The sequence below is a fragment of the Saccharomonospora saliphila YIM 90502 genome (genome assembly GCF_000383795.1).
Lineage (GTDB): Bacteria > Actinomycetota > Actinomycetes > Mycobacteriales > Pseudonocardiaceae > Saccharomonospora > Saccharomonospora saliphila.
Genome location: NZ_KB912704.1, coordinates 11,463 through 28,063, shown reverse-complemented (window position 1 = coordinate 28,063; position 16,601 = coordinate 11,463). Strand labels below are relative to the sequence as shown.

The 16,601-nt window shown below is 71.2% G+C and carries 15 protein-coding genes; 9 read left to right on the top strand and 6 right to left on the bottom strand.

Features of this window, described 5'->3' with window-relative positions:
* Positions 1 to 6: 6 nt before the first annotated feature.
* Genes SACSA_RS0116320 through paaI form a run of 3 tightly spaced genes read right to left on the bottom strand, consistent with a single transcriptional unit; the run spans position 7 to position 2,413 of the window.
* On the bottom strand, positions 7 to 624 hold the full coding sequence (locus tag SACSA_RS0116320) for a TetR/AcrR family transcriptional regulator (RefSeq protein ID WP_019818774.1): 618 nt from the start codon (positions 622 to 624) through the stop codon (positions 7 to 9).
* A gap of 23 nt (positions 625 to 647) precedes the next feature.
* Complete coding sequence (gene paaK / locus SACSA_RS0116315; protein WP_019818772.1) at positions 648 to 2,012, bottom strand: phenylacetate--CoA ligase PaaK; 1,365 nt, start codon at positions 2,010 to 2,012, stop codon at positions 648 to 650.
* The gene (paaI, locus tag SACSA_RS0116310; protein WP_048876901.1) at positions 2,009 to 2,413 is read right to left on the bottom strand and encodes a hydroxyphenylacetyl-CoA thioesterase PaaI; all 405 of its coding nucleotides are present in this window, start codon (positions 2,411 to 2,413) and stop codon (positions 2,009 to 2,011) included. Before paaI ends, paaK begins: the two co-directional genes overlap by 4 nt.
* A 167-nt stretch (positions 2,414 to 2,580) precedes the next feature.
* On the opposite strand from paaI, the gene SACSA_RS0116305 reads away from it, so the two are divergent.
* The 8 genes from SACSA_RS0116305 to SACSA_RS0116270 all read left to right on the top strand — a co-directional run bounded on the left by SACSA_RS0116305 (position 2,581) and on the right by SACSA_RS0116270 (position 10,151).
* Complete coding sequence (locus tag SACSA_RS0116305; RefSeq protein WP_019818770.1) at positions 2,581 to 3,441, top strand: 3-hydroxyacyl-CoA dehydrogenase family protein; 861 nt, start codon at positions 2,581 to 2,583, stop codon at positions 3,439 to 3,441.
* A 158-nt stretch (positions 3,442 to 3,599) separates the two neighbouring features.
* Positions 3,600 to 5,672, top strand: a complete 2,073-nt coding sequence (gene paaZ, locus SACSA_RS0116300) for a phenylacetic acid degradation bifunctional protein PaaZ (RefSeq protein WP_019818769.1) — start codon at positions 3,600 to 3,602, stop codon at positions 5,670 to 5,672.
* Positions 5,669 to 6,679, top strand: coding sequence for a 1,2-phenylacetyl-CoA epoxidase subunit PaaA (gene paaA, locus SACSA_RS0116295; RefSeq protein ID WP_019818768.1), 1,011 nt, complete (start codon positions 5,669 to 5,671; stop codon positions 6,677 to 6,679). Before paaZ ends, paaA begins: the two co-directional genes overlap by 4 nt.
* Positions 6,676 to 6,957, top strand: a complete 282-nt coding sequence (gene paaB / locus SACSA_RS0116290; protein ID WP_019818766.1) for a 1,2-phenylacetyl-CoA epoxidase subunit PaaB — start codon at positions 6,676 to 6,678, stop codon at positions 6,955 to 6,957. Before paaA ends, paaB begins: the two co-directional genes overlap by 4 nt.
* A 14-nt stretch (positions 6,958 to 6,971) precedes the next feature.
* Entirely contained in the window at positions 6,972 to 7,853 is an 882-nt protein-coding gene (paaC, locus tag SACSA_RS0116285; RefSeq protein WP_019818764.1) for a 1,2-phenylacetyl-CoA epoxidase subunit PaaC, read from the top strand.
* The gene (gene paaD, locus SACSA_RS0116280; RefSeq protein ID WP_028661944.1) at positions 7,847 to 8,347 is read left to right on the top strand and encodes a 1,2-phenylacetyl-CoA epoxidase subunit PaaD; all 501 of its coding nucleotides are present in this window, start codon (positions 7,847 to 7,849) and stop codon (positions 8,345 to 8,347) included. Before paaC ends, paaD begins: the two co-directional genes overlap by 7 nt.
* 1 nt (position 8,348) lies before the next feature.
* A complete protein-coding gene (gene paaE, locus SACSA_RS0116275) occupies positions 8,349 to 9,431 on the top strand; it encodes a 1,2-phenylacetyl-CoA epoxidase subunit PaaE (RefSeq protein WP_019818760.1) in 1,083 nt (360 codons plus the stop codon).
* A 93-nt stretch (positions 9,432 to 9,524) separates the two neighbouring features.
* Positions 9,525 to 10,151, top strand: coding sequence for an HNH endonuclease family protein (locus SACSA_RS0116270; protein ID WP_019818758.1), 627 nt, complete (start codon positions 9,525 to 9,527; stop codon positions 10,149 to 10,151).
* A gap of 97 nt (positions 10,152 to 10,248) precedes the next feature.
* Here SACSA_RS0116270 and SACSA_RS0116265 read toward each other — a convergent pair whose 3' ends face one another.
* The 3 genes from SACSA_RS0116265 to galT all read right to left on the bottom strand — a co-directional run bounded on the left by SACSA_RS0116265 (position 10,249) and on the right by galT (position 13,439).
* Entirely contained in the window at positions 10,249 to 10,515 is a 267-nt protein-coding gene (locus SACSA_RS0116265; RefSeq protein WP_019818756.1) for a hypothetical protein, read from the bottom strand.
* Between the two features lie 11 nt (positions 10,516 to 10,526).
* Entirely contained in the window at positions 10,527 to 12,230 is a 1,704-nt protein-coding gene (locus SACSA_RS0116260; protein ID WP_019818755.1) for a sodium:solute symporter family protein, read from the bottom strand.
* Positions 12,231 to 12,350: 120 nt separating this feature from the next.
* Positions 12,351 to 13,439 (bottom strand): galactose-1-phosphate uridylyltransferase, encoded by a 1,089-nt coding sequence (gene galT / locus SACSA_RS0116255; RefSeq protein WP_019818754.1) that lies wholly within the window; start codon positions 13,437 to 13,439, stop codon positions 12,351 to 12,353.
* 485 nt (positions 13,440 to 13,924) lie between these two features.
* Here galT and SACSA_RS0116250 point away from each other — a divergent pair, with 485 nt between their 5' ends.
* Positions 13,925 to 16,402, top strand: a complete 2,478-nt coding sequence (locus SACSA_RS0116250) for a LamG-like jellyroll fold domain-containing protein (protein ID WP_019818752.1) — start codon at positions 13,925 to 13,927, stop codon at positions 16,400 to 16,402.
* Positions 16,403 to 16,601 lie beyond the last annotated feature (199 nt).

Here is a 16,601-nt window from a genome sequence, read left to right as displayed (position 1 = left end):
GCGGGCTCAGGCGCCGCGGCGTACCCGCAGGCCGTCGAAGGCGACGGTGGCGACCGCGTCGGCGACGGTGTCCGCGCGGACGCCGCCCCGGGGCCGGTACCACTCGACAAGCGAGTTCACCATGCCGAACAGCAGGCGGGCCGACGTGGCGGGGTCGACGTCCGGACGCAGGTCGCCGTCGGCGGCGGCCTTGCTCACCAGGTCGGTGACGATCTGGTCGAACTCGCGCCTGCGTGCCAGCGCGTCCCGCTCGACCTCGGTGTTGCCCCGCACCCGCAGCAGCAGCGTCACGAACGGCAACTGCTCGATGAGCACGCCCACGCTGGCGCGCACGAGGTGTTCGAGCTTGTCCACGGCCCGGCCCTCGACCGCGTCGAGCCGGTCCACCTCGGCGAACAGGCCGTCGAGGCCGCGGTTGACCGCCAGGCGCAGCAGCTCGGACTTGCTGGGAACGTGGTGGTAGATGGCCGACTTGGTGATGCCCAGCTCGCGGGAGAGGTCCTCCATGCTGGTGCCCTCGTAGCCGCGCTCGTTGAACAGCCTGACCGCCACCGTGAGCAGCGACTCCAGGTCGTAGCCCGGCCTGCCGCGCCGGGCGGGCCGGGAGGAGGGGGTGTCGGTCATGGCCGCAAGTATCCCAGGCCGGTTCAGGTGGAGGGCCGGTGGTCGACGACGCGGCGCAACTTGCCCACCGAGCGTTCCAGGGTGTCCGGATCGACCACCTCGGCGCCGACGCTGACGCCGACGCCGTCCTTCACCTTCGCGACGATCTCGGCCGCCGCGCCGGTGCGGCGCTCGGCGGGGGTCTCGGCGTCGGCCTCCACCACGACCGTCAGCTCGTCCAGCCTGCCGGTCCTGCTCAGCCGGAGCTGAAAGTGCGGCGCCAGACCGTCGACGCCCAGCACGATCTCCTCGATCTGGGTCGGGAAGACGTTCACGCCCCGCAGGATGATCATGTCGTCGCTGCGGCCGGTGACCTTGTCCATGCGGCGGAACGCCGGGCGCGCGGTGCCCGGGCGCAGGGCGGTCAGGTCGCGGGTGCGGTAGCGGATGACCGGCAGCGCCTGCTTGGTCAGCGAGGTGAACAGCAGTTCGCCGGTGTCACCGTCGGGCAGGACGTTCCCGTCGACCGGGTCGATCACCTCGGGGTAGAAGTGGTCCTCCCAGATGTGCAGGCCGTCCTTGGTCTCGGCGCACTCCTGGGCGACCCCGGGGCCCATGACCTCGGACAGGCCGTAGATGTCCACGGCGTCGAGGCCCGCGCGCTCCTCCAGTTCCCGGCGCATCCGCTCGGTCCAGGGCTCGGCGCCGAAGATGCCCACGCGCAGTGAGGTCGTGCGCGGGTCGATGCCCTGGCGTTCGAACTCGTCGAGCAGCGTGAGCATGTAGGAGGGCGTGACCATGATGACCTCGGGACGGAAGTCGGTGATCAGCCGCACCTGCCGCGCGGTCATGCCGCCCGAGGCGGGTACGACCGTGCAGCCGAGCTTCTCCGCGCCGTAGTGCGCGCCGAGCCCGCCGGTGAACAGGCCGTAGCCGTAGGCGATGTGGACCGTGTGCCCCGGACGTCCGCCCGCCGCGGCGATCGAGCGCGCCATGACGGTGGCCCAGGTGTCGAGGTCGTCGGAGGTGTAGCCGACGACGGTCGGGGTTCCGGTGGTGCCGCTGGAGGCGTGCAGGCGGCGCACCCGCTCGCGCGGCACGGCGAACATGCCGAACGGGTAGGCCTCGCGCAGGTCGTGCTTGGTGGTGTACGGGAACTTCGCCAGATCGGCGAGGTCGCGGCAGTCGTCGGGGTGCACCCCGGCCTCGTCGAACTTGCGCCGGTAGACCGGCACGTTCTCGTACGCGTGCCGGAGTGTCCACCGCAGACGGTCCAGTTGCCGCGCCCGCAGTTCGTCGAGGCTGATCCGTTCGGCTTCGCTGAGCCGTTCGGCTTCCGGAACGGCGTCCGTGGCCGGTGCGGGACCGGTCCGCCCGATGTCAGGCACGTCGCTGTGCGTGGTGGTCATGCGGTACTCCTGGAGTCGGTGCTCTCGGCGATCGTGCGGCTGCGGCCGCGGAACTCGGCCACCACATCGCGCCCCCGGGGGGTGTCGCGGTAGACGGTGACGTCGTAGATGCCGTTGCGGCCGAAGGTGGTGCGTTCCTCGGCAACGGCGGTCAGCTCGTCGTCGAGCAGGGCGCTGGCGACGAACGAGATCTCGGCCCCGGCGGCCACGGTCACCGGTCCGTGGCTGTTGCACGCGCACGCGAACGCGGTGTCGGCCAGGGTGAACAGATATCCGCCGTGTGCGATGGCGTGCCCGTTGACCATCCGGCCGGTCACGCGCATCCGGGCGACGGCCTGTCCGTTCCGTGCTCTGAGGACCTCGATGCCCAGGTCGGCCGAGGCGGTGTCCGCCTCGAGCATCGCACGGGCCGGTTCCGCGATTTCGGACACGGAGCGTGACACCAGGAGCCACCGCCTTGCTTACTGACCGAATGGACGGTTAATAATGACATCAAAACGAGCGGGTGGGCCGCTGTCAAGGGCGTGCCCGGCACGGACACGGCCCCGAAGGCCGACAGGAGGAACATGTGAGTGACAACCGGGTGCCCGGCACGGTCGGGGTGATCGGCGGTGGCAGGATGGGCGCGGGCATCGCTCAGGTCTTCGCCGTCGGGGGAGCGGCGGTGTCGGTCGTGGAGAGTGACGCGGCGGCGGCCGAGGCGGCCCGCACCCGGATCGCGGCCAACCTGGACACCGCCGTCGAGCGCGGGAAACTGACCGAGGCCCCTGCGGCCGTTCTGGAGCGGGTGACGGTACGCACCGACCCCCGCGCTCTGCCGTCCGGGGTGGAGCTGGTGGTCGAGGCGGTACCCGAGCGCGCCGACCTCAAGGCCGATGTGCTCGCCCGTGCCGAGGAGGCCGTCGCGCCGGACACGGTCCTGGCCAGTAACACCAGTTCCCTCTCGATCGCCGAGCTGGGCGCGGTGTTGCGGGAGCCGGGGCGGTTTCTCGGGATGCACTTCTTCAATCCCGTTCCGGCCTCGCGGCTGGTGGAGGTGGTCACCGCGCCGGGCACCGCCGAACTGACCCGGCGACGTGCCGTCGGCTGGGTGCGGGCACTGGGCAAGACCGACGTCGTGGTACGGGACTCGCCCGGGTTCGCCACGAGCCGCCTCGGCGTGCTTCTGGGGCTGGAGGCCATCCGCATGCTCGAGGAGGGCGTGGCCGACGCCGAGGCGATCGACAACGCCATGGAGCTCGGGTACCGGCACCCGATGGGGCCGCTGCGTTCCACGGATCTGGTCGGGCTCGACGTGCGGCTGGCCATCGCCGAGTACCTGCACTCCACGCTGGGCGAGCGGTTCGCGCCGCCTGCGCTGCTGCGGGACAAGGTGGCGGCGGGAGAGCTGGGCCGCAAGACCGGCCGGGGCTTTCACGAATGGACCTGAGTTCGGGAGGGGTCCGGTCTCGACCCGGTCGCGAACCGGACGCGAGTCCGTCGAGGCGGGCGCTGACCCCGGCGGCGGCGTGGTCGCGGCTTCCCTCGGGCGCGCCGGCACGCTACGATGACTTTCTGAACGTTCGGTAGGTAAATCAGGAGGGTCCGATGGGTGAGCACGCGACACCGCTGTTGCGCAGCTACGTCTCCGGCGGCTGGCACACCCCCGCCGACGAGGGCACGCCGTTGCGTGACGCGGCGACCGGCGAGGAGATCGCGCGGCTGTCGACGACGGGCATCGACAGGGCCGCCGCCCTCGAGTACGGGCGCCGCGTGGGCGGCCCGGCGCTACGGGAGCTGACCTTCCACCAGCGGGCCGCCCTGCTCAAGGCGCTGGCCTCGCACCTGCGGGAACATCGCGAGGAGCTGTACGCGCTCTCGGCGCGGACGGGCGCCACGCCGGGCGACGCGAAGTTCGACGTCGACGGCGGCATCGGTGTGCTGTTCGCCTACGCGAGCAAGGGCAAGCGGGAGCTGCCGAACGACACCGTCCTGCTCGACGGCGAGGTCGAACCGCTGAGCAAGGGCGGCACCTTCCTCGGCAGGCACCTGGCCACCCCGCTGCGGGGTGTGGCCGTGCAGATCAACGCGTTCAACTTCCCCGTGTGGGGCCCCCTCGAGAAGCTCGCGCCCGCCTTCCTGGCCGGGATGCCGAGCCTGATCAAGCCCGCGGGCCAGACCGCCTACCTGACCGAGAAGCTGGTCGAGCTGATCGTCTCCTCCGGGTTGCTGCCCGAGGGTGCGCTGCAACTGCTCTGCGGCGACGCGGGCGATCTGCTCGACCACGTCACCGGCCAGGACGTCGTCTCCTTCACCGGGTCGGCCGACACGGCGCGCAAGCTGCGCACGCACCCGGCGATCGTGCGCCACGCGGTGCGGTTCAACGCCGAGGCGGACTCGCTGAACTGCTCGATCCTGGGTCCGGACGCGACACCGGGCACCGCCGAGTTCGACCTGTTCGTCACACAGCTCGTCACCGAGATGACCGTGAAGGCGGGGCAGAAGTGCACCGCGATCCGGCGTGCGTTCGTGCCCGCCGAGCGCATGGACGACGTGGCCGCCGCCGCGCGGGACCGGCTCGCGACGATCACCGTTGGCCGTCCCACCGCCGAGGGCGTGCGCATGGGGGCGTTGGCGAGCCTGGAGCAGCGGGAGGAGGTGCGCCGCTCGCTGAAGGCGCTGACCGGCGTCGCCACCGTCGTTTCCGGAGACCCGGACCACGTCGAGGTCGTCGACGCCGACCCCGAACGAGGTGCGTTCCTGTCGCCGGTCCTGCTGCGCTGCGACGACCCGGAGCGCGCCGAGCCGCACGAGGTCGAGGCGTTCGGGCCGGTGGCCACCCTGCTGCCCTACACCTCCACCGGCGAGGTCGTCGCGCTCGCCGCGCGCGGGCAGGGCAGCCTCGCCGGGTCCGTGGTGACCGGCGACCCCGCGTTCGCCCGCGAGGTCGTGCTCGGTGCCGCACCGTGGCACGGCAGGATGCTCGTGCTCGACGCCGACGACGCCGGGGAGTCCACCGGGCACGGCTCGCCGATGCCGCAGCTCGTCCACGGAGGACCCGGGCGCGCGGGCGGCGGTGAGGAGATGGGCGGCCTGCGCGGCGTGCTGCACCACATGCAGCGCACCGCCGTGCAGGGCAGTCCCTCGGTGCTCACCGCCGTCGGTGGCGAGTGGGTTCCCGGCGCGCCGCGCGCCGAGGGCACGCACCCCTTCCGCAAGGCGCTGTCCGAGCTGCGCGTCGGGGACAGCGTGGTCGCGGGCCCGCGCCGCGTCACCGCCGACGACGTCGCCCACTTCGCCGAGTTCACCGGCGACACCTTCTACGCGCACACCGACGAGGCCGCCGCGCGGGAGAACCCGCTGTTCGGCGGGATCGTGGCGCACGGCTACCTGGTGGTGTCGCTGGCGGCGGGGCTGTTCGTCTCACCCGAACCCGGGCCGGTGCTGGCCAACTACGGCCTCGAGAACCTGCGCTTCCGCACACCGGTCAAGCCGGGCGACGAGCTGACCGTGACCCTGACGTGCAAACGGATCACCCCGCGCGAGAGCGCCGACTACGGCGAGGTGCGCTGGGACGCCGACGTCACCAACGCCGACGGCGATTCCGTGGCCAAGTACGACGTCCTCACGCTGGTCGCGAAGGAGGCGCCGTCGTCCGGCATGAGCGAGGAGCAGTCATGACCGCCACCGTCTCCGGGAACGAACTGTCCGGCAACGAGCTGGAACGACACTTCGAGCGCACCATCGCGCGCGAGGAGCGCGTCGAACCCCGGGACTGGATGCCCGGGGAGTACCGCAAGACGCTGGTCCGCCAGATCGCCCAGCACGCCCATTCCGAGATCATCGGAATGCAGCCGGAGGGCAACTGGATCACCCGTGCGCCGTCGCTGCGGCGCAAGGCGATCCTGCTGGCGAAGGTGCAGGACGAGGCCGGGCACGGGTTGTACCTGTACTCGGCGGCCGAGACCCTGGGCGCCGACCGCGACGAGCTGACCGACAAGCTTGTCACCGGGCGGCAGAAGTACTCCTCGATCTTCAACTACCCGACGGTGAGTTTCGCCGACGTCGGGGTGATCGGCTGGCTGGTGGACGGCGCCGCGATCTGCAACCAGGTGCCGCTGTGCCGCAGCAGTTACGGCCCCTACGCCCGCGCGATGATCCGCATCTGCAAGGAGGAATCGTTCCACCAGCGGCAGGGATACGAGCTGCTGATGACGATGATGCGCGGCACCGCCGCTCAGCGGGAGATGGTGCAGGAGTCGGTGAACCGCTGGTGGTGGCCGTCGCTGATGATGTTCGGCCCGCCCGACGGCGACTCGCCCAACACCGAGCGGTCGATGGCGTGGAAGATCAAGCGACACACCAACGACGAGCTGCGGCAGCGGTTCGTCGACATGACCGTGCCCCAGGCCGAGGCGCTCGGCGTCACGCTGCCCGATCCGGAGCTGGCGTTCAACGCCGAGCGCGGGCACTACGACTTCGGTGAGATCGACTGGGCCGAGTTCAAGCGTGTGCTCGCAGGCCAGGGGCCGTGCAACGCGCAGCGGATCGCCCATCGCCGTGCCGCGCACACCGACGGCGCCTGGGTCCGCGAGGCCGCCGCCGCGCACGCGGCCAAGCACACCGCCGCGCACGCGGCCGGGGACACCGCGGCGCACGCGCGGGACGAAAGGCGGGAGCAGGCATGAGTGAGTGGCCGTTGTACGAGGTGTTCGTGCGGGGCAAGCGCGGGCTCAACCACGTACACGTGGGGTCGTTGCACGCCGCCGACGACGAGATGGCCGTGCGGCACGCCCGCGATCTCTACACCCGCCGCAACGAGGGCGTCAGCATCTGGGTCGTGCGAGCGGCCGAGATCACCGCGTCCAGCCCCGACGAGAAGGACCCGTTCTTCGCGCCCAGCGGGGACAAGGTGTACCGGCACCCGACCTTCTACGACATCCCCGACGACGTCCCGCACATGTGAGGGGGTGGTCCCGAGTGTCCTTCGACAACGCCTATGAGGCGATCACCGAGAACAACGACGCCCGGTGGGCCTTCGGTACCGGATTCGCCGACCCGCTGTCCGGTGTGGACACGACCGTGCCGCCGGGGGTGGACGGCGCGGACCTGGCCGCGTACTGCCTGATGCTGGGCGACGACGCGCTCGTGCTCTCCCACCGGCTCCAGCAATGGTGCACTCGCGCCCCGGAGCTGGAGGACGAGGTCGCGCTGGCCAACATCGGGCTCGACCTGCTGGGGCAGGCCCGGTTGCTGCTGGCGCGGGCGGGCCGGGCCGACGGCAGCGGGCGCGGCGAGGACGACCTCGCCTACCACCGGCCCGAGCCCGCGTTCCGCAACGCGCGCCTGACCGAACTGCCGCACGCCGACTTCGCCGAGCTCGTCGCGGTCCTGCTGGTGTGCTCGACCTGGCGGCTGGCGGTGTTCCAGCGGCTGAGGGACTCGGCCGACCCGGTGCTTTCGGCCGTGGCGGAGAAGGGGGTCAAGGAGCTGACCTACCACCGCGACTACGCCGCGCGGTGGGCGGTGCGCCTGGGCGACGGCACCGCTCTCTCCCACGAGCGCATGACGGGCGCGCTGGAGACGGTGTGGCCGTACGTGGACGAGCTGTTCATCCCGCACCCGGTGGAGTCGCGGTTGTCCGCCGACGGTGTCGCCGTGGACCCGGCCGAGGTCCGCGCCGAGGCCGACGACGTGCTGAACCAGGTGTTCACGGCGGCGACACTGGCCCGGCCCGGCGCCGCGCCGCGAGCGGGCGTGTCCGGCCGTGCCGGCCGCGACGGGCTGCACACCGAACACCTGGGCTACCTGCTCGCCGAGCTGCAGAGCATCGCGCGGACGTATCCGGAGGCGACCTGGTGACCACCGCGACGACGGCCCGGGCCGTGGCCGAGGCCGTGACCGACCCGGAACTGCCCATGCTCACCCTGGCCGATCTCGGCGTCCTGCGCGAGGTCACCGAGTCCGGCGACCGGGTGGTCGTGTCGATCACCCCGACCTACAGCGGCTGCCCGGCCCTGGACACCATCCGCGACGACCTCGTGCACGCGCTGTCCGACGCAGGCTACGCCGACGTCGAGGTGCGCACGGTGCTGCGTCCCGCGTGGTCCAGTGACTGGATCACCGAGCGGGGCCGCCGCAGGCTCGCCGAGGCGGGCATCTCCCCACCGGGGGCGGCCCCCCGGCACAGCGGTCCGGTGCCACTGACGCTGGAGCCGCCGCGGCGGAATGTGCGCTGCCCGCTGTGCGGTGCCGCCGACACCGAGCGCGTCTCGGAGTTCGGCGCCACCGCCTGCCGGGCGCTCTTCCGCTGCGCCGTCTGCCGGGAACCGTTCGAGCACGTCAAGGAGATCTGAGGTGGCCACTGGCACGACATCCCGGCTGCGGGGCGAGTTCCACACCCTCACCGTCGCCGACGTCACCGCCCTGTGCGATGACGCGGTGGCGGTCACGTTCGACGTTCCGCCCGAACTGGCCGACCGGTACGCCTTCCGTGCGGGCCAGTCGCTGACCCTGCGCCGCGTGGTGGACGGCCGGGACGAGCGGCGGTCGTACTCCGTCTGCGCGCCCGAGGGCGCACCGCCGCGCATCGGAGTCCGCGAGGTGCCCGACGGGCTGTTCTCCCGGTGGCTGGTGCGCGACGTCCGGCCGGGAGACGAGATCGAGGTCGGCACGCCCACCGGCACCTTCAGTCCCGATCCGGGCGTGCCCGGGCACCACGTCCTCGTGGCGGCGGGGTCGGGGATCACCCCCGTGCTCTCCATCGCGGCGACGGTGCTGCGGCAACCGGAGGCGACGGTGACGCTGCTCTACGGCAACCGGCGCGCCGACACGGTGATGTTCGCCGACGAGCTGGCCGACCTCAAGGACCGGTACCCGACCCGGCTGGAACTGGTGCACGTGCTCTCCCGCGAACCGAGGGAGGCCGAGGTGTTCACCGGCCGGCTCGACGCGGCGAAGCTGGAGGCCCTGCGCCCGGTGCTCGGCGAGTTCGGCCGGGTGGACCACTGGTGGTTGTGCGGCCCGTTCGACATGGTGACCGGGGTCACCGACCGGCTGGCCGAGGAGAAGGTGCCCGCCGAGCGGGTCCACCGTGAGCTGTTCTTCGTCGACGACGCCCCGCCCGCGCCGGTGCGCCACGAGGACAGCGTGCCCGACGGGCCGGGCAGCGACGTGACGATCGTGCTGGACGGCCGGTCGACGACGGTGGCGGTTCCCCGGGACACCCCGGTGCTCGACGGCGCGCAACGGGTCCGGCCGGACCTGCCGTTCGCCTGCAAGGGCGGGGTGTGCGGCACGTGCCGGGCGAAGGTCACCGACGGCAGGGTGCACCTGCGCCGCAACTTCGCGCTCGAGGAGTCCGAAATCGCCGACGGGTTCGTGCTGACCTGTCAGTCCCTGCCCGAGTCGGACACCGTCGTGGTCGACTACGACGTCTGACCGCCGTTTCCTACCTCCGTCGGTTTTCCCGCACGGCCGCCTCCGGGCACGCTCGGAGGCGGCCGTGCCGTCGGGAAGGTCAGGAGGCTCGCGATGCGCCGTGTGTCCGTGCTCGCCGGTGTCGGTGCGGCGGTACTGGTGGCGGGTCCATTGGTGCAGCCCGCGTCGGCCTATCCACCCGCACCGCCCGGCGAGGCGGTGTCCCGGGATCACCTCGCGCGGCTGACCGTGGCCCCGGACGGGTCGATGGACGGCTACGACCGCGATCTGTTCCCGCACTGGGGTGCCCGGGACGGCACCTGCGACACCCGGGACGTGGTACTGCGCCGCGACGGTGTCGACGTGACCGTGGACGAGGAGTGCGAGCCCACCGGCGGCCGCTGGTACAGCGTGTACGACGGGCAGTGGGTCTCCGACGACTCCCAGGTGCACATCGACCACGTGGTCCCGCTGGCGGAGGCGTGGCGCACCGGCGCGCGGGACTGGACCGGCACCCGCAGGGAGACCTTCGCCAACGACCTCGACACCCAGCAGCTCATCGCGGTGTCCGGGTCGAGCAACCTGTCGAAGGGCGATGCCGAGCCGGAGGAGTGGCAGCCCGGCAACACCGGCTACCACTGCATGTACGCGCGGTCCTGGATCAACGTCAAGTACGTCTACGACCTCACCGTCACCGCCGCCGAGACGGGCGCGCTCGAGGACATGCTCGCCACCTGCTGAGCCGTCCTCCGGCCGCGGGCCGTGCGAAGAAACGGGGTGGGCGCCGGTCGCCGAGAGCGCCGGTGCCCACCCCGTCGGTGCGGTCCGAAACGACCGCTCAGCCCGCTTCGGTCGTCTCCTCGTCGGATGTGGGCAGGACCACGGGCCGCACGCGTGCCCAGACCACGAACGCGACCGCGACGATGAGCATGCCGAGCCCGGCCCAGAGGTTGATGTTGATGCCCGCCGACTGGGCGATCTCGGCCTCACTGGTCACACCGAGGCCGAGGACCGTCAGCACGATCCCGTAGACACCCAGGAGCAGGGCGATGATCATCCGTACGTCGAAGGCCTTGACCTGGCGCTTACCGGTGTCGTCCGCCATGACGGGACCTCCTAGAAGAAGATGATGTTGAACAGGATGGTGACGGCCAGCACGATGCCCGCGAGGATGCCCGGGCTGCGGTACCAGCCCGCGTCCTCACCGCGGGTGGAGTGCCGCAGGTCCTCCTTCGGCGTCAACGAGTAGACCAGGCCGACGAGCTGGGTGGCAGGCTTGGGCCGCGTGGCGTAGGTGACCGCCACGCTGACCACGATGTCGACCACGAAGGCGGCACCGGCACCGACGAACGAGGCACCCTGTCCGGGCAGGTCCCACACGCCGGTCTCGGCGAGCAGGAACACGCCGACCGCCGCGAGCGTACCGCTGACCAGACCGGTCCAGCCCGCCGTCGGCGTCATCCGCTTCCAGAACATACCGAGGATGAACGTGGCGAACAGCGGCGCGTTGAAGAACGAGAACAGCTGCTGCAGATAGTCCATCAGGTTGCTGTAGGTGGAGGCGATGAACGCCGTGCCGATCGCCAGGAGTGTGGCGATCACGGTGACGACCCGGCCCGCGACCAGGTAGTAGGAGTCCGGGCGGTCCTTGACCACGTAGGACTGCCAGATGTCGTAGGTGAACACCGTGTTGAACGAGCTGAGGTTCGCGGCCATACCCGCCATGAACGACGCGAGAAGGCCGGCGATGGCGATGCCGAGCATCCCGTTCGGCAGCAGGTCCCGCATGAGCAGCAGCAGCGCGTCGTTGAACGTGGCGCCGCTCGGCGCGGACCCGGTCTCCAGCAGGGCGGCCTTGTTCTCGCCCATCAGCTCGGTGACCGTGACCCCGGCGATCATGCCCGGGATGATCACGATGAATGGCACGAGCATCTTCGGGAACGCGCCGATGATCGGGGTGCGCCGGGCCGCCGACATGCTCTTGGACGCCATCGCACGCTGGACCTCGACGAAGTTGGTGGTCCAGTAGCCGAAGGAGAGCACGAAGCCGAGCCCGAACACCAGGCCGAGCACCGAGAGGAAGTTGCTGCCGAAGCCGGTCAGCTCGTTGCCGGGCCAGGTGCTGGCCTGCGCGGGGCCGCCGGGGTCGGCCGAGACGCGCTCGACGAGGCCCTCCCAGCCACCGACCTTGTAGAGACCGACGATGGTCAGCGGCAGCAGCGCGGCCACGATGACGAAGAACTGGAGCACCTCGTTGTAGATGGCCGCCGACAGTCCACCGAGGGCGGTGTAGGCCAGCACGATCACCGCGGCGAGGATCACCGACACCCAGATCGGCCAGCCCAGCAGCAGGTTGACCACGGTGGCGAGCAGGAACAGGTTCGCTCCGGCGATGAGGATCTGCGCGGCCGCGAAGCTGATGCCGTTGACCAGGTGCGCGGGTTTACCGAACCGGCGCAGCATGAACTCGGGCACGCTGCGCACCTTGGAGCCGTAGTAGAACGGCATCATGACGATGCCGAGGAACAGCATCGCGGGGACCGCGCCGATCCAGAAGTAGTGCGCGGTGGGCATGCCGTACTGGGCGCCGTTGGCCGACATGCCCATGACCTCGATCGCGCCGAGGTTCGCGGCCACGAAGGCCAGACCGGTCACCCACGCGGGCAGCGACCGGCCGGAGAGAAAGAAGTCCAGGCTTGACGACACCTGCTTGCGGGACAGGTACCCGATACCCAGCACCAGGGCGAAGTAGAAGGCGAGCAACACGTAGTCGATCGCGTTCGCGTCGAGCCGTAGGTCCGCCTCAGCGAGGACGTGCACGGCCACCTCCAGATCAACAGTGGTCGGAAGAAGGAAACCCGGACCGGGGCCGGGACACAGCGGGCCCCCGCGCGAAAGCGGGGGCCGTTCATTTCACTCACGTGCGCACCGTGGACCTCCTCACCGCGAGCGGACCGCGTGCAGACGACGGGCGACGTCCTCGGGGAGGACGTCGGTGATGAACGCGTCCATGCCGGACTCCGAGCCGGCGAGGTACTTCAGCTTGTCGGCCGCGCGGCGGATCGAGAACAGCTCGAGGTGCAGGTGGCTGAGGTCCTCGTCGTCCGACGCGGGAGCCTGGTGCCAGGCCGAGATGTAGGGCAGTGGCGCGTCGTAGAGCCGGTCGAACCGGCGCAGCAGTTCGAGGTAGAGCGCGGCGAAGTCGTCGCGTTCCGCTCCGGTGAGCTCGGGAATGGTCCGGAGGCGTCGCAGCGGGTAGACGTGCACCTCGACCGGCCACCGTGCCGCGGCGGGGACGAAGGCCACCCAGTGCTCGGTCTCGATCAGCACGCGGTCCCCGGAGGCGCGTTCGGCGGCGACGACGTCGGAGTGCAGGTCGCCACCGGTGCGGGCGCGGTACTCCCGTGCGACGTCGAGCACCCGGCGGGTGCGGGGCGTGACGAACGGGTAGCCGTAGATCTGGCCGTGCGGGTGCTGGAGGGTCACCCCGATCTCGGAGCCCCGGCTCTCGAAGCAGAACACCTGCTCGACACCGTCCAGCGCGGACAGCTCGCGCGTGCGGTCGGCCCAGGCGTCCACGACGAGGCGGGCGTGCTCCGGTGTCAGGTCGGCGAACCGGGCGTGGTGGTCGCTGGTGAAGCACACGACCTCGCACCGGCCGTAGCCCGGGCGCACGTCCACGAGCGGGTGGCCGAGGTCGGGCGCCTGGTCGTGGCCCGCCGCCGTCGACAGGCTCGGAAACCGGTTCTCGAAGATGGCCACCGTGTAGTCGGTCGCGGGGATCTCGGTGTGCCGTCCGGGCCCCGACGGGCACAGCGGGCAGTCCGCCTCCGCGGGCTTGAACGTGCGGTGCTGCCGGTGGGAGGCCATCATGACCCACTCGTCGAGCAGCGGGTCCCTGCGCATCTGCGAGGCGGTGCTGACCGTGGGCAGGTCGCGCGGATCGGGGGGTGCGTCCACGACACCGTCGTCGGCGGTGAAGTAGAGCAGTTCACGGCCGTCCGCCAGGGTCGTGCTCGTCTTCTTCACGGGTGTCCGCACTCCTTTGCTGCCCCGTCGCACCGATGGCGACCGCATTCAACCACAACTGGACAGAAACAAACAGACCGGGTGCTCCACCTGCCGCGGTTCCCGGTGTCCCGTCCCGCGCGGACGCGCCGGTGGCCTCCGAACGTCGGTGCGGGTCGCGCCCAGCGGCCCGGCGACCGTCCTCCGCTGTTGGAACGTGCTCGGTGTTGCTCGTCTGTGTTGACAAAGTGACGCAACGTGTGTGCAATGCTTCACGCCGGAGTCATGGTCGCGGGCCGTCGCGGCCGCCGGTACCGACGCCGCCAGCACACGCTGGCGTGGTCCGCTCCGTCGAAAGGTGTTCGACAGTGCTGTCACTCGCCTCACCGAACCGACACGGAAACCGACGACTCCACCGACACGGAGACCGGCAGGGCGACCGGCCCCCGAGATCCGCCCGACGCCGACGACACGTCAGACCCGGTCCGCGGCTGCGCACGGCGGCCGTGGTCCTGTCCACGCTGCTGCTCGCCGGGCTGGGTGCTCCCGCCGCCGCGGCCTCGGCGGAGGTGGCCCGGACGGACCAGGGCTGGGAGCGGGGCGAGCCGCGCCTGGCCACCCCGTGGACCGACGAGGTCTCACCGGACAACGCGCTGCCGGAGTACCCCCGGCCCCAGCTCACCCGGCCCGAATGGCGCAACCTCAACGGCGTCTGGGAATTCGCGGGCGCCTCCGCCGACGAGGAGGTGCCGTTCGGCACCACGCTGCCCGAGCGCATCCTCGTGCCCTACCCGACGGAGTCGGCCCTGTCCGGCATCCAGCGGCACACCGACCACATGTTCTACCGCCGCACGGTGGAGGTGCCGCGCCACTGGCGCATCGGCGCGGACAACCGGCTGCGGCTGCACTTCGGCGCGGTGGACTACGACGCGACCGTCTACGTCAACGGACAGGAGGTCGTCAGCCACCGGGGCGGCTACGGGGCGTTCTCCGCCGACATCACCGACGCGCTGCGCGGCACGGGAGAGCAGGAGATCGTCGTGGCGGTCACCGACCGCACCGACGCCACGTGGCAGCCGGTCGGCAAGCAGCGCCGGGTGCCCGACCGCGGCATCTTCTACGAAAGTGCCTCCGGCATCTGGCAGACCGTGTGGATGGAACCCGTGCCCACCTCCCACGTCACCACCCTCGACACGGTGCCCGACCTGGACCGCTCCACCCTCGGGCTGACGGTGAACACCGCGGGGCCGACCGAGGGCGTGACCGTGGAGGCGACGGTCCGGGACGGCCGCCGCGTCGTCAGCCGCACCGAGGGAACGCCCGGCGACCCCATCGACGTGCCCGTGCCCGGCGCCAAGCCGTGGTCGCCGGACTCGCCCTTCCTCTACGACCTCGACGTGGTGCTCAAGCGCCAGCACCGGCCCCTGGACCGGGTGTCGTCCTACTTCGGGATGCGCGAGATCGGCATCGCCGAGGGCGCCGACGGCAGGAAGCGAATGACCCTCAACGGCGAGATCCTGTTCCAGATGTCGACGCTGGACCAGGGCTACTGGCCGGACGGGCTCTACACCGCGCCCACCGACGAGGCGCTGCGGTTCGACCTCGAACAGCACAAACGCCTCGGGTTCAACACCGTGCGCAAGCACATCAAGACCGAACCCGACCGCTGGTACTACCACGCCGACCGGCTCGGGCTGCTGGTGTGGCAGGACATGCCGTCGATGCGCACGGGAGGCCGTCCTCCCGAGCCCGCGCAGCGCCAGTTCGAGGCCGAGCTGCACGAACTGGTGGAGGAGAAGAAGAACTGGACCTCGGTCATCGGCTGGGTGCCGTTCAACGAGGGCTGGGGTGAGTGGTCGCGCGAGGCCACCGGCCGGATCGCCGACGAGCTGAAAGAGCGGGACCCCACCCGCCTGGTCAACGCGCACAGCGGCGTCAACTGCTGCGCCTCCCTCGGTGACTCCGGCCGGGGCGACGTGATCGACTGGCACGCTTACGTCGGCCCCGCCACTCCGGCGCCGGACGGGCGGCGCGTGGCGATGGACGGTGAGCACGGCGGGTTCGGACTGGAGGTCGACGGCCACATGTGGTTCGGCGAGGGCCACGCCTACCAGATGCTGCCGGACTCCGAGTCGCTGACCGCCGCCTACGTGGACAACCAGCGCGCCGTGCTGCGCGCCGCGCGGGACTGCGCGCTCAGCGGGGCGGTCTACACCCAGATCACCGACGTCGAACACGAGGTCAACGGCCTGCTCACCTATGACCGGCAGGTCGAGAAGATGGACTTCGCGCGCGTCCGGGCGATCAACGAGGAGATCATCCGCAGCGCGGACGGCAGTGGCGGCGGGGCCCCGCCCGGGCAGGGCACACCGGGACTCGACGGCGTGCACGCCTACCCGTTCGAGGAGGGATCGGGCTCGGTCACGGCGGATGTGGTCGGCGAGGCCGACGCCGCGCTGACCGGCACCGAGTGGACCGACGGCGTGGACGGCGGTGCGGTGTCCTTCTCCGGCGCGGGGGAGGCCGACACGGGCGCTTCGCTGGTGGACACCGCGGGCAGCTACTCCGTCTCGGCGTGGGTGAAGCTGGACGAGACCACCGGCGCATTCCAGACGGTGGTCAGCCAGGACACCGGGCACAACAGTGCCTTCTTTCTCCAGTACTCGGGCGTCGACCGGCGCTGGGCGATGAGCTTCGTCGGGCTGCGGGCGCTGTCGCCCGCCGAGCCGGAACCTGGCCGCTGGTATCACCTCACGGGCGTGCGGGACGCGGCCGAGGGAACCATGTCGCTGTTCGTGGACGGTGAGAAGGTCGACACGGTCAACGCGTGCTCGGCCGGGGAGTCCGACGGGACCACGGTGATCGGCCGCGCCCAGTACGGTGGCGCGGAGGTCGACCACCTGCGAGGCGACGTCGACGACGTCCGGATCTTCGACCGGGCGCTGTCCGACGACGAGGTCGCCGCGCTGGCCTCCCGCGAGTAGGGGATCGTCGTGCGAGGATCCTCCGCCGCCGGACAGCGCGGCGGAGGGTCCTCGCACGGCACCGGCCGCGCGACGAGCGTCAGCGCAGTCGGCGGGCTCCCTGTTCCGGTGACGCGGCGAACGCGCTCGGCTCGGCGAAGCCCGCCCCGGCGAACGCCGTGCGTACCGCGTCCGACACGGCGTCGGCGCGGTCGGTGGG